The sequence below is a fragment of the Peribacillus frigoritolerans genome, from assembly GCF_030676415.1.
GTDB lineage: Bacteria > Bacillota > Bacilli > Bacillales > DSM-1321 > Peribacillus > Peribacillus frigoritolerans_A.
The window spans coordinates 25699-38842 of the sequence record NZ_JAUUTW010000009.1; the positions used below are offsets into that span (position 1 = coordinate 25699).

The 13144-nt window shown below is 40.0% G+C and carries 14 protein-coding genes; 9 read left to right on the plus strand and 5 right to left on the minus strand.

What is annotated here, in order from left to right:
* Positions 1-96 precede the first annotated feature (96 nt).
* Positions 97-1095, minus strand: a complete 999-nt coding sequence (locus Q8G36_RS10855; protein WP_305160173.1) for an inorganic phosphate transporter — start codon at positions 1093-1095, stop codon at positions 97-99.
* Between the two features lie 396 nt (positions 1096-1491).
* Here Q8G36_RS10855 and Q8G36_RS10860 point away from each other — a divergent pair, with 396 nt between their 5' ends.
* Together Q8G36_RS10860 and Q8G36_RS10865 are read left to right on the plus strand one after the other, a co-directional pair.
* A complete protein-coding gene (locus Q8G36_RS10860) occupies positions 1492-2322 on the plus strand; it encodes an aldo/keto reductase (RefSeq protein ID WP_305160174.1) in 831 nt (276 codons plus the stop codon).
* Positions 2323-2789: 467 nt separating this feature from the next.
* The gene (locus Q8G36_RS10865) at positions 2790-3044 is read left to right on the plus strand and encodes a GlsB/YeaQ/YmgE family stress response membrane protein (protein ID WP_170946860.1); all 255 of its coding nucleotides are present in this window, start codon (positions 2790-2792) and stop codon (positions 3042-3044) included.
* 228 nt (positions 3045-3272) lie between these two features.
* Here Q8G36_RS10865 and Q8G36_RS10870 read toward each other — a convergent pair whose 3' ends face one another.
* Positions 3273-4184, minus strand: a complete 912-nt coding sequence (locus Q8G36_RS10870) for an RluA family pseudouridine synthase (RefSeq protein ID WP_336622960.1) — start codon at positions 4182-4184, stop codon at positions 3273-3275.
* A 234-nt stretch (positions 4185-4418) separates the two neighbouring features.
* On the opposite strand from Q8G36_RS10870, the gene Q8G36_RS10875 reads away from it, so the two are divergent.
* Entirely contained in the window at positions 4419-4838 is a 420-nt protein-coding gene (locus Q8G36_RS10875; protein WP_305160175.1) for a DUF5365 family protein, read from the plus strand.
* A gap of 68 nt (positions 4839-4906) precedes the next feature.
* On the opposite strand, the gene Q8G36_RS10880 is transcribed toward Q8G36_RS10875, so the two are convergent.
* Both Q8G36_RS10880 and Q8G36_RS10885 read right to left on the minus strand, forming a co-directional pair.
* On the minus strand, positions 4907-5377 hold the full coding sequence (locus tag Q8G36_RS10880; protein ID WP_305160176.1) for a thioredoxin family protein: 471 nt from the start codon (positions 5375-5377) through the stop codon (positions 4907-4909).
* Positions 5377-5814 carry a disulfide oxidoreductase gene (locus Q8G36_RS10885; protein ID WP_305160177.1) on the minus strand — a complete coding sequence of 146 codons (438 nt, stop codon included), beginning with the start codon at positions 5812-5814 and terminating at the stop codon, positions 5377-5379. Before Q8G36_RS10885 ends, Q8G36_RS10880 begins: the two co-directional genes overlap by 1 nt.
* Positions 5815-6016: 202 nt before the next feature.
* Here Q8G36_RS10885 and Q8G36_RS10890 point away from each other — a divergent pair, with 202 nt between their 5' ends.
* The 3 genes from Q8G36_RS10890 (at position 6017) to Q8G36_RS10900 (ending at position 10141) form a co-directional block, all read left to right on the plus strand.
* Positions 6017-7564: a bifunctional GNAT family N-acetyltransferase/carbon-nitrogen hydrolase family protein gene (locus Q8G36_RS10890; RefSeq protein WP_305160178.1), complete on the plus strand. Its 1548-nt coding sequence runs from the start codon at positions 6017-6019 to the stop codon at positions 7562-7564.
* 154 nt (positions 7565-7718) lie between these two features.
* A complete protein-coding gene (locus Q8G36_RS10895; protein ID WP_305160179.1) occupies positions 7719-9449 on the plus strand; it encodes a phospho-sugar mutase in 1731 nt (576 codons plus the stop codon).
* 164 nt (positions 9450-9613) lie between these two features.
* Positions 9614-10141, plus strand: a complete 528-nt coding sequence (locus Q8G36_RS10900; RefSeq protein ID WP_305160180.1) for an NADPH-dependent FMN reductase — start codon at positions 9614-9616, stop codon at positions 10139-10141.
* A 130-nt stretch (positions 10142-10271) separates the two neighbouring features.
* On the opposite strand, the gene Q8G36_RS10905 is transcribed toward Q8G36_RS10900, so the two are convergent.
* On the minus strand, positions 10272-10514 hold the full coding sequence (locus Q8G36_RS10905; protein WP_305160181.1) for a YhdB family protein: 243 nt from the start codon (positions 10512-10514) through the stop codon (positions 10272-10274).
* A 132-nt stretch (positions 10515-10646) separates the two neighbouring features.
* On the opposite strand from Q8G36_RS10905, the gene Q8G36_RS10910 reads away from it, so the two are divergent.
* The 3 genes from Q8G36_RS10910 (at position 10647) to Q8G36_RS10920 (ending at position 13114) form a co-directional block, all read left to right on the plus strand.
* Positions 10647-11615 carry a M14 family zinc carboxypeptidase gene (locus Q8G36_RS10910; RefSeq protein ID WP_305160182.1) on the plus strand — a complete coding sequence of 323 codons (969 nt, stop codon included), beginning with the start codon at positions 10647-10649 and terminating at the stop codon, positions 11613-11615.
* A 50-nt stretch (positions 11616-11665) separates the two neighbouring features.
* On the plus strand, positions 11666-11986 hold the full coding sequence (locus Q8G36_RS10915) for a DUF3889 domain-containing protein (protein WP_305160184.1): 321 nt from the start codon (positions 11666-11668) through the stop codon (positions 11984-11986).
* Positions 11987-12232: 246 nt separating this feature from the next.
* Entirely contained in the window at positions 12233-13114 is an 882-nt protein-coding gene (locus Q8G36_RS10920) for a radical SAM/SPASM domain-containing protein (RefSeq protein WP_101224318.1), read from the plus strand.
* Positions 13115-13144: the final 30 nt, after the last annotated feature.

Sequence of the window (13144 nt, forward strand, 5' to 3'; positions counted from 1 at the left end):
AAAAAACAAGGAAAATTAAAAAAAGGGAAAAACCCTACAATTATAAGGGAAAATCTGTAGAAAAAAAGCCTTTCCGATATGGAAAGGCAAAAGGTTTTATAAAAATAAAGCAATCAAATAATAAATGATTCCAGATAAGGAAGCAGAAATTGGCAATGTAATGAACCAAGTGATCAACATGTTTTTTGCGGTCCCCCATTTTACCCCTTTGATGCGGTGTGCAGAACCGACCCCAAGTATTGAAGAAGAAATGACATGTGTCGTGCTGACCGGCATATGCAGGAAGGTTGCACCGAAAATGATCGCTGCTCCAGTCATATCGGCAGCCACACCATTAACCGGGCGGATTTTCATGATTTTACCGCCAACGGTTTTGATGATCTTCCAACCTCCGATTGATGTACCAAGTGCCATGGCTATTGCGCAGGATAATTGTACCCAGAAAGGAACTTCAGAGGTAGAGGCATATCCGTTAGCGATCAAAGCCATCGTGATGATACCCATGGATTTTTGAGCATCATTCGTTCCATGTGTATAAGACTGGATGGCCGCCGTGAGAATTTGTATTCTCCTGAATCGCTTATTGGTTTTTCCTAAATTATTATTTTTGAATACTACCTTGAAGATACTGTATACAATGAATCCAACAGTAAAAGCGAGGATAGGGGATAGAATCAATGCTTGTACAATTTTAGTGAATCCACTCCACTTAATCGCATCGAATCCACTAGCCACGATGGCAGCTCCCGCTATTGAACCAATGATCGCATGGGAGGAACTGCTTGGAATTCCAAAATACCAAGTGATTAAATTCCATATTATTGCCGAAATTAGTGCAGCAAGGATTACATAAGAACCATTGTTCAATGTGAAAGGATCAACGATATCCTTCGTAATGGTATGCGCTACACCGGTAAAGGTCAGTGCCCCTAATAAATTCATGACCGCAGCCATGATGATTGCATGACGTGGTTTAAGCGCCTTGGTTGATACTGCTGTGGCGATGGCGTTAGCCGTATCATGGAAACCATTGATAAAGTCAAAGACCAAAGCAAAAATAATAATTAGCGCGGTTAAGATGAGTATGCTATTCATACATGGAGGACTCCCTTGATTTCAAGTATGTAAAGTGTATATGGATTGTGGCCAATGAATGGGCGCAGGACAGTTTGCAACTCCTCGATATTTAGAATGGGAGTTTTACTTTTGATTATTCTTTAAAGATGGCACCTTCTTCTTTACTTGGTTTTAAGTCGAACTATACAATTGTAACGAATTTCATACCTATAAGGATAGATGTTTCGTCATTTTTTTACAAAATATTTAACTTGGTGAATGATTAAAAAGATAAAATGTTCCCTTTAATATATATAAATCGTATTTAAAGGTGTGTTTTCGCTTAAGGGACTCTATAAATCCGAAGGCTTATGGTTAGAAATAGAAGGTGGAGGGATGTATAATTGGTAAATAAAAGTAAGGGGGAATGATGAAATGATTTCAAATATTTGGGAAACGATCACCTTACATAATGGAGTTAAAATGCCACAGCTGGGTTTCGGTGTATTTAAAGTGAAAAACGGCAATGAAACGGTTGAGTCCGTCAAGAAAGCGATCGAAGTTGGTTATCGTGCGATCGATACGGCGGCCATTTATGAAAATGAAGAAGGTGTTGGTCAAGCGATTCGGGAATGCGGAGTGCCTCGTGAAGAATTGTTCATTACATCTAAAGTATGGAATACAGAGCAAGGGTACGAAACGACGCTCCAGGCATTTGATGATAGTTTAAATCGCCTTGGTTTGGAATACTTAGATTTATACCTGATCCACTGGCCGGGAAAAGATAAATATCTGGAAACCTGGAAGGCATTGGAAAAGATTTATAAGGATGGGAAGGTGAAATCAATCGGTGTAAGTAATTTCCATGTTCATCATTTGGAAAATTTACTTGCAAACAGTGAAGTGAAACCGGTCGTCAATCAAATTGAATTGCACCCGCTTTTGACTCAAGTCGAAATTCGTGATTACTGTGCAAAACATGAAATAAAGGTAGAATCTTGGAGCCCGCTAGGCAGAGGGAACCTATTGGAAGAGCCGACAATCAATCATATAGCGAAGAAGCACGGGAAAAGTTCAGCACAAGTGTTGATTAGATGGCATATGCAACATGATCTAGTTGTAATACCTAAATCGATTACGCCGTCCCGTATCGAGGAAAATGCACAGGTATTTGACTTTTCATTAAGCCTGAATGAAATGAATCAAATAGATGCCTTGAACAAAAATGAACGGTTCGGCAGCAATCCCGATGAACTTTTGTTCTAAAAAGAATATTGCAAATGATAGAGGGTGTCCCGATAATGGGGCATCCTTTTTCTTTTTCCTTTATGAACATAATTGAGACAGTTACTGCTTATACTAACTATGTGACAAAGTTAAGCCTATGGTATACCCGTTTAATATGTCTGATAATCCTGTTTTCGTTGCCAAATATTTTTAAAAAAAATTAGGTTTTAGATTAATTAAACGGGGAAAATAATGAGTACAGCGGCAAACAAAAAGAAAAAATTCACTACATGAGGCCAATCAGTTACTCAAGGGCTATAGCTAGCTAACTCTACCCAATAACTAAACATTCACATTCATTAGATATTTTGCGTAATCGGCATCATACCATTTGAATGTAAAAGTTAAAATAACTGAAAAAGGCATGACAATATGGAAGTGATTTGATTTCTTGGAGTCTGCTGCAGAAATTAAAAAAATAACTAATTTGAAGGAGGAAATATATTATGGGATTTTTATGGTCATTAATTATCGGAGGTATCATTGGTTGGTTAGCAGGTATGATCGTTGGACGTGACGTACCATTTGGAATTATCGGTAACATTATCGCTGGTTTTGTTGGTGCATGGTTAGGTTCATTAATTCTTGGGAACTGGGGACCTTCAGTAGCAGATTTCGCTATAATTCCAGCATTGATTGGTGCAATCGTATTTGTCTTCATCTTAAGCCTTATCTTAAAAGGCATGAGAAAAGCTTCATAAATACAAAAAATAAAGCTGGCCCAAGTGGCCAGCTATTTTTTTATGCCAAAATGAACGGATTTATTCCCAAGATGCGTATAGAGCGGAAAAATCCGACCCAAGTGCTAATGATTTCAGCCGTTGAGGATGATTATCCGTCCGGTTCGCTGGACCCAAAAAAAAAATATTTGGATTAATATTAATGAATAAATAAGAACACCGTTCCGAAATGGAACGGTGATTTTCAGTTTAAATGGTGACATCGAATATTTCAGGACTATCAATGAAAGGAGCTTCAATGATCATTTTTTCTTCTGAAATGGGGTGGATGAATTCGATATTCCTTGCATGCAGGGCTTGACGTGGAAATGTCTTTTTTCCGCCATACAAGGTATCTCCGGCCAAGGGGTGGTTCAAATGACTGAAATGCACCCTGATCTGGTGGGTTCGGCCGCTTTCCAGGGTGCAGCTGACGAGCGTCAAGTTTTTCTTGGGATCACGATTGAGCACCCGATAATGGGTGACTGCCGTCTGGCCTGTAGGGGAAACCCTTCGTCTTGTGGCATGGTGGCGGTCGCGACCAATTTTTTCTTTGATTTCGCCTTCATTCTTTTTAATGTTTCCTTCGACTAAAGCTAGATATGTACGTTTGATTTCCCTTTCTTCCAGCATTCTATCCAGCATCGACCCAATGAGGCGGTTTTTGGCAAAAAGGACCGCACCGGTGGTATCTTTATCAAGCCTATGAATATGCTTGATCATACAGGTCTGGCCGGTTTTTTGAAGATGGTGCGCGACTCCATTGATGAGGGAGTGTGCTTCACCCGGTTGAGAAGGGTGAGTATCCATTCCAGCAGGTTTATTGGCTATCAACAACACATCATCTTCATATAAGATGGAAATTCCTAAGTCAGCCGCTGGAACTGTTTCATTTTCAGCCTGATCCAATAAGGGGATGCTGATCGTATCTCCTTCACTAAGCATGGTCGACCATGTGACGGAATTCCCGTTCACTGTCACTTCTTTACTCATCCTCCATTCATGCACTAATTTCTTTGGGGCCTTCCAACGCTCCCTAAAAAGCTTTTCCAATGTTAATCCACTCCAACTTTGGAGAACTTCTATTATTAAATGTTGGTTAGTTATTTTGAAATTTTCCAATTTAACTCCTACTTTCGACTACTTTGGTTTTTGATTAAATGAAAAAATATATAATAGTTAAGGATTAGTCATGAAAAAGTAACCTTTGGACCTATTGCTAAGATTCTTAGGTGGTGGAAATTACCACATATTTTTTACAATTTTTATGTTATTCTATGGGGAAAGAAATCGCTTGTCCTAGAATATACATATAATAGATAGGTCTAACGGATCTGAAAAAAGGTGGTTTTTTTAGTGAAGACGGTCTTTTCTTCAACGGAAGAACAAGAGCAAGAAATAGCGAGTCTCGTTTCTCGTTTCTACGAATCAGTCTTTCCAAAATACTTTACGGAAAGTGAAATCCTTCATTTTCGCGAGATTGGCGTTTTAAAGCCCAATCAAAGTTCTGTTACTTACTTGGCAACATTAAGAGACGCATTTCAAGTAATGACATGTCTTCAAGTCCTTATGTCGATATTAGACAAACAAAAGAGAGAAGATTTTATAGGGATGGAATCTAAATCTGAAGAATTGTTCCAGCATAACATCACACTATTGAATGAATACGGAATATTCTTCCCTTTTTATTATGACCATTTTTCAAGTATAAACCATGAAGCGAATAATGATATGCAGATGATGGACATCCAAGTGGCGAATCAATATTTAGTATAAGGCAACAAAAATGAGCCGGCTATAACGGGAGAAGCATTTCCGTTAGGGCCGGCTCATTTTTTCCATTCTTAATTAATATCGTGGTCCTTGAACCATTTTTCGAACGTTTCCTCATCATTAAAGCCAACGATCCGTTCTTGTTCTTTGCCATTATTATAGTGAACGATTGTCGGAGTGCTTTTGATGCCATAATCGCTCCACCCTTGTTCAAACTCCAAAAGATTGTATTGAACCAGATCGATTCCCAGCTTTTCTGCCAAAGGAGCTACGATTGGAGTGGTTTTTTGACAATGAGGGCATTCAGGACTATAGAAATAAACGGTCACATCTTCATTATCCTGGAGGTCCTGCTCCAATTCTTCCGGCAGGATCAAGTTTTGATAATTGGGGTCATCCAGCTGATCGACAGTAGCGGGTTTAAGCTTATCCTTGCCGTATGGATTTCCTTTTGATTTCTCTTCTTTTTTCATGTTTGTAAAAACGCCCAGCAGGACAAATATCGCGACGATTATCACTAAAAATATAGCCATTTTCTTCATTAAGCTGCAACCTCCTTGGATCTTGTCCATATGATGTAACTGCATATGAAAATAATGATGAATGCAGTCAAGGCTAGGAACGGGATGGTGATGAAACCAAATACGTTTATATATTGTCCTGTACATGGAACCCTTCCGCATGCAAGGGTGTGGTCAGAAAAGAATGAAACCTTTTGTATCAAGTAATGGTACGTGGAAATGAATGCACCGATAGCGGATAATATCATGGTATAAAAGCTGATCCAATAATCTTTTCGAATGATTGCAATTCCTAAAATGATCGTAAAAGGATACATGATGATCCGTTGATACCAACAGAGTGCACAAGGTTCATATTGCTTGATTTCAGAAAAGTATAAGCTTCCAAACATAGCAATGATGGAAGCAGCCCAGGCTACAAATAATAAGTTTTCCACACTGCGTTTAGTTTTGTTCATGGTTCCTCTTCCCCATCTCTTTTTGCTCTCATGAAAAGTATAGTATGTATGGACGGGGTCTGTAAAATATATATTCTTTTTAACGGACATTAAGAATGGTTTTTATCCATGCAATTTTGAAATCCATGGGTAGGTTCAGTTGTTTTAATTTTTGAATAAGGGGTATAATCCTTATGGAAGAGATTAAAGGAGTCTGAGGAAAATGCCTAATTTGGACCTGCATAAATATGAAAAAATAATGGAAATACGTAATATGAGGCTAGGAGACATAGATGAAATAATTGCTTTGCAGTCGAGTTGCTTTCCGGGAATGGTTCCCTGGAAGCGAGATCAGCTTGAGAGCCATCTGGAAATTTTTCCGGAAGGACAGTTCGTGGCTGAATATGATGGAAAAGTGATTGGCTCATGTTCCAGCCTCATTATTAATTTTGACGAATATGATGACCGCCATACATGGGATGATGTAACCGATAATGGGTACATCACGAATCATAATCCGGACGGTTATAATTTATATGGAATCGAGGTCATGGTCCATCCTGAATTCCGCAGGATGAAAATTGGTCAAAGACTATATGATTCAAGGAAAGAACTTGTTGCCCATTTAAATTTAAAAAGCATCATTATCGGGGGAAGGATCCCCAATTACCATAAACATGCGGATGAACTGTTACCAAGGGAATATGTGAAAGAAGTGCAATTGCATAAAATATATGATCCGGTTCTTTCGTTCCAGCTTTTAAATGGGTTCACGCTGATGAGGATCAATCCGAATTACTTGCCGGATGATCTGCAATCGAATAAGTATGCTACGCTCATGGAGTGGAATAACGTCGATTATCAGCCGAAAACAAAACGTTATTATAAAACATCAGAGCCGGTACGGATCTGTGTCGTGCAATACATGCTGCGTAAAATCGATTCATTCGAAGACTTCGCTAACCAAGTTGAATATTTCACCGACGTTGCTTCGGATGCTAATGCGGATTTCGCCGTGTTCCCGGAATTGTTCACCACCCAGCTGATGTCTTTCTTGAATGAAAGATCACCAAGCTTGGCTGTACGGAAACTGTCGGATTTCACGGAGCAATACATTGAATTGTTTACCACTTTAGCTGTAAGGTATAACGTCAATATCATCGGCGGTTCCCATTTCGTAAAAGAAGATGATGACAATATCTATAATATCGCTTATTTATTCCGTCGCGATGGGACGATTGAAAAGCAATATAAAATTCATATCACACCAAATGAAAGAAAATGGTGGGGGATTAACGCAGGTGACCGCGTTCGTGTCTTTGATACGGACTGTGGAAAAATCGCCATACAAATTTGTTATGATATTGAGTTTCCGGAACTTGCCCGGATTGCTACCGACATGGGAGCCAAAATCATATTCACTCCATTTTGTACAGAAGACAGGCAAGGCTATCTGCGAGTTCGCTATTGTGCCCAGGCCCGTGCCGTGGAAAACCAAATCTATACCGTCATTTCCGGAACGGTCGGGAATCTTCCGCAAACGGAAAATATGGATATTCAATATGCCCAATCGGGAATCTTCTCTCCATCGGATTTCGAATTTGCGCGTGACGGCATAGTCGGGGAAACCAGCCCGAACCTTGAGATGGTCCTGATTGGCGATGTCGATTTGGAGATTTTAAGGCGGGAGCGTCAGTCTGGTACTGTAAAGCAATTGAAAGATCGCCGCCATGATATTTACCATCTGCACTACAAAGATGGCGAAAAATAAAGAGGTAAACGAGCTCGTGATGTGAAGAACGCTAGGATCGGTTCTTTTCATTGCGAGCCTTTACTTCATTTATTGGAATAAATATGATAATTTTGTATATGTAAGGCAGATACATAATAATCACAAATAAGGCGTTTGGGAGGAGATGTTGGAGATGGACTGGAAATCTTTATACACCACTTGGGCAGGGTACCAGAATTTAAATGGGGAATTACGTGTCCTCCTTGAGGAGATGCAGCAGGATGAAGCACGACTCGAAGATGCCTTTTATAAAAATTTGGAATTTGGAACAGGCGGAATGCGTGGGGAAATCGGAGCGGGAACGAACCGGATGAATCTTTATACTGTAAGGAAGGCAACGGTTGGGTTAGCTCAATATATCTCTTCGTTTGGGGAAGAAGCAAAAGGAAGAGGGGCTGTGATCGCTTATGATTCGAGACATAAGTCCCCGGAATTTGCACTCGAAGCAGCTAAGACCTTGGCTACATTTGGGGTGAAGGCTTATTTATTCGATGAATTGCGTCCGACTCCGGAATTGTCATTTGCGGTTCGCGAGCTGAATGCTTTTGCTGGAATCGTCATCACGGCAAGCCACAATCCGCCTGAATATAATGGTTACAAGGTTTATGGACCGGATGGGGCACAATTGCCACCGGAAGCAGCGGATCAAGTAATCAGCTACGTGAATGCCATTGAAAGTGAGCTTGAAATTCAGATTGAAGAAGCTGAAGTCCTTGAAGGGCAAGGCCTCATCGAAATGATTGGTGAGGAATTGGATGCGGCATATAATCGTGAGTTGCTTACAGTTCCCGAGAATCCGCAGCTTGCCGAGGAAATAGATGTGTCAATCGTCTTTACACCGCTTCATGGTACGGCAAATAAATCCGTCAGGCGGGCGCTGCAAAGCTTAGGGTATCAAAATTTGCATATCGTTAAGGAGCAGGAATTGCCAGATCCGGATTTTTCGACAGTTCAGTCACCAAATCCAGAGGAACCAGCTGCATTTGAAATGGCCATCGAGCTTGGAAACAAAGTGGAAGCGGACTTATTGATAGCAACGGACCCAGATGCCGATCGTCTTGGAATTGCCGTGAAAAACGAGATGGGTCAATATGTTGTCCTGACTGGAAATCAAACAGGTGCACTTTTCCTGGACTATTTACTGTCCCAGAAAAAAGAAAAAGGGAAGATTCCTCAAAATGGAGTCGTCTTAAAAACCATCGTCACTTCAGAAATCGGGCGGACGATTGCCGAGTCATATGGCTTAAAGACGGTTGATGTACTTACCGGGTTTAAGTTTATCGCCGAGAAAATAAATCAGTATCATGAAAGCGGGGAAAATAGCTTTTTGTTCGGATATGAAGAAAGCTACGGTTATCTGATTAAAGATTTTGCACGTGATAAGGATGCCATTCAGGCTGCAGTGCTTGCTGTCGAAGTCTGTGCGCATTATAAAAAGCAGGGATTGACACTATATGAAGGGTTGTTGAATGTGTTTGAAAAGTACGGCTTTTACTTGGAAGGATTGCGTTCATTGACTTTAAAGGGTATTGAGGGAGCGAAACAGATTCAAGGAATTTTGAATCAATTCCGCCAAAATCCTCCTTCCCGAATTGCTGGCATTCCGGTAGTCGCTGAAGAAGATTATCAAAGCAGCAAAAAGCGTACATTACTTTCAAATGGTGAAGAATTGATCGAGCTTCCGAAATCAAATGTATTGAAGTATTTCCTTGAGGATGGTACATGGGTTTGCCTACGTCCCTCAGGCACTGAACCGAAAATTAAATTCTATTTCGGTGTCCAAGGTAAATCAATGCCAGAAGCTGAGTCCAAGTTATCAGGAGTCATGGAAGATTTCATGAGCAAGATTGAAGCATTAGTTTAAATGTATGAAAGCTGAACGAAAGACTTCTTCGGTCTTTCGTTTTTTTCATGATGGCAAATTTTTAGAAGGTTGAATTATCAAAATTCTAGGAAATTCCGTTTCGGTTTTGGTATACTGTATTGGCGACTGATCTCGAACATCGGGAATATTGGAGGTATAAATTCATGAAATTAGTAATCATTAATGGTTCACCACGTAAACAAGGGCGTACGGGGATTGCCTCACGCTACATATCCAAGAAATACGGAGCGGAACTTATTGATTTAAGCAATAGCGAAATCCCTTTATATTCAGGTGAAGGTGAGCAATATCAATTGGAAGTGATTCAAGGTCTTCGGAAAAGCATCGAGGAAGCGGATGGCGTAATTCTGACCACTCCGGAATATCATGGTTCCATGAGCGGAGCCTTGAAAAATGCCTTGGATTTCCTAAGCAGTGAACAATTCACGCATAAACCAGTCGCTCTATTGGCTGTCTCTGGCGGAGGAAAAGGCGGGATTAACGCCTTGAATTCCATGAGGACAGTGGGTCGAAGCCTTTATGCAAATGTGATCGCCAAACAATTGGTTTTGGATCCACATTGCTTCGATTACGAAAAAGATGGTTTATTTGAAGAATCTGCGGTACTTGTAGAAGGTATGATTGAAGAGCTTAAAATGTATGCAACTGCATATGCTACAATGAAAAAATAATGAAATGAGGGTCAGGTATTAAATACCTGACCCTTCCTTGTTTTTATAGGGTTTCACCAGCCAAAGTTATTTCCCCGAAAATCAATCCTCTTGTATAAATTTTCCCGTTTTGCAAAAACTATAGTTGATTTTAGCTTGGAAGTTCACTTAAATAATCACTTGTTTTTTCTGCCGCATGATCCAGATAACGAAGCAGTGCATATAGGTGGGATTGAACGATTTGATAATCATGCTCAAACCTGTAAGCGTGCAAAAAATGTTCTATTTTTTTCGAAAGAAAGTGATCTTTCGTTCGAACCATCAATACTAACAAGCTGTCCCAATCAGAACGGTGTGTGTGAAACAATGCTTGATCATAATCCGCAATCCTCATGTTCTTCTCCCCCTTATTAAGGAGCTATTTGTATTTTGTTCAGATATGACAGAACATTTCCTTACAATAAGTGGCGATGTATTTGGACCGCGGTTGTTGCTTTTTACCTGAATAAAACTAAAAGGTGAGTACATGAGAAAAATAATGGTAATTGGAATTTCGGTACTGCTTTTTTTCCCTGAACCATCGCTGGCGGCAGAAGTGTATTCCCCTGAACAGATGGAAATGGATCTGCAAGGAATCCAAAAGCAGTATGAATTGGACGTTCAAATAATCGGGCAAACTGAAAAGGGAAAAAATATTAAGGCAGTCAAGTTAGGAAAAGGAAAAAGATCGATTTTGCTAGTGGGGTCACATCATGGACGGGAATGGCTCAGCTCCCTGCTTTTAATGCGCATGCTTGAAGAGTATGCAGCCGCCTATCGAGCGGGCAAACCTGTTGGAGAATATCGTACGGAATCATTGGATGAAGTGAGTATCTGGTTCATCCCGATGCTGAATCCAGATGGGGTCAGCATCCAGCAAGGAGATTTATCCAACTTAAATGTTCTTGAAAAGGCTGCTGTATGGAAAATGAACCGATATAGCAGGAATTGGTCCCGGTGGAAAGCAAACGCTAAAGGCATTGATTTAAATAGGCAGTATCCGGCCGGATGGAAAGAAGTCATTAGTCATGAAACAAAACCAACGTATCAATTTTATAAAGGCGGACAACCACTAGAAGCAGCTGAAGTGAAAGCGCTAACGGATTTCACGAAGGATATCGATCCCCTTATTGCTGTTTCCTATCATACCTCAGGAAGGGAAATCTTTTGGCATTACAAAAATAAACGAAAAAATATGGCGAGGGATTATGGGATTGCCAAAAAGACTGCCGAATTGACTGGATATGAACTGACCTTTCCGGAAAAAGAAGCGGTAGGCAGCGGATTTACGGATTGGTTCATAACTGAATTCCACCGCCCGGGAATGACGATCGAACTTAGTTATTTAGTGGATGAAACTAATCCGCCATTGACTGTGTTTCCTGAGGAGTGGAAGAGGAATCGATTAGTTGGAATCATGCTTGTAAAAGAAGCGAAGCAGCTGCATAACAACTGAACAAATCTTTCATAATAATAATAGGTGGAAAGTATGAGGAGGTAGAGCTTTTGAAAAAAGTCATCGTGATGCTAATGGGGATTTTTTTGATTATACAAGCAGGGTCCATTTCAGCACATGCCCAAAAACCTGATTACGAAAAATACGGAAAGATTGCGATTACAGTAATGCAGGCAGATTATCCTGAAGTTGAGATTACCGATTACGAATATAAAGGCAGAAAAACTGTAGCGGAAAATCTAGTCGAAGACGATTTCAGATTTGTGGTCGAGGATAAAGGAAATGAGTTCAATGTCATCGTGACGGTACAACATGATTTGAAAAATGAAAAATTACTTAGTTTGAAGGTCACAGAACAAAAAGGAAAGTAAGATCAGAACAAACGGAAAGCTTAAGGTGTGCATCTTATCGAACATCTTCACCTCGAGAAGATGTTTTTTTCTGATTTCGTTTAAAGGTTGTCCAGAAAATGGTGGATATCGGATTAGTGACCAATGGAAAGTGATGCCCATCCGTTCGGCTTCCATGAAGTTTTCATTGCATTTATGAGCAGCTAACCAGTATAGTTAGTTAGTATCAGATTGAAACAATAAGCTTGATTGTAGGGGTATTAGAAAATGAGGAAGTTTAAGAAAGTTTATGTGGAAATTACGAATATATGTAATTTGAAGTGTAATTTTTGTCCAAGCTCCAGCTTGCAAAGGACCCTGAAATTCATGGATCCTGAAGGGTTTACGGATGTTATCAAGAAAATCAAACCACACACAGATCATATTTATTTTCATCTGATGGGTGAACCGTTTTTAAATAAAAATTTGGGTACTTTCCTGGATATCAGTGCTGAAAATGACCTGAAGGTTAATATTACAACGAACGGTACGTTGATTCAAAAGGTCAAAGACAAGCTGCTCTCCAAAAAAGCCCTTCGGCAGGTGAATATTTCACTTCATAGCTTTGAGGCAAACGATACGAGCAATAGTCTTGACTCTTATGTCAGTAATATTGCCGATTTCATAAATGAAGCAAATGAAAAAAGTGAAGTGATTTGTGCCATTCGTTTATGGAATATGGATACGGATGAATTAAAAGCGAGTAATGGCCTGAACGACGATATTCTTAGCATGTTGGAGGAGAAGCTTTCATTGGACATTCGCTTAAGTGAAGCTCTTCAGCAAAAGAATAATATAAAGTTAAGGGACCGGGTTTATATTAACATGGCCGAAAAATTCGAGTGGCCGGAATTGGACCGTGACATTATCGATGAAAATATTTTCTGTTATGCTCTTAGAGATCAGTTAGGCATCTTGGTGGATGGTACAGTCGTACCTTGTTGCTTGGATAGTGAAGGGAAAATACCGCTGGGAAATATATTCGAAACATCACTTGAAGACATTTTAAATGGTGAACGGGCGAAAAATATGTATGATGGTTTCTCAAGAAGATGTGCAGTTGAAGAATTATGTAAACGGTGTGGCTATGCAAAGCGTCATAAAAAATAAATGAAGGAAAACCACGGAGTCCATCTTCGT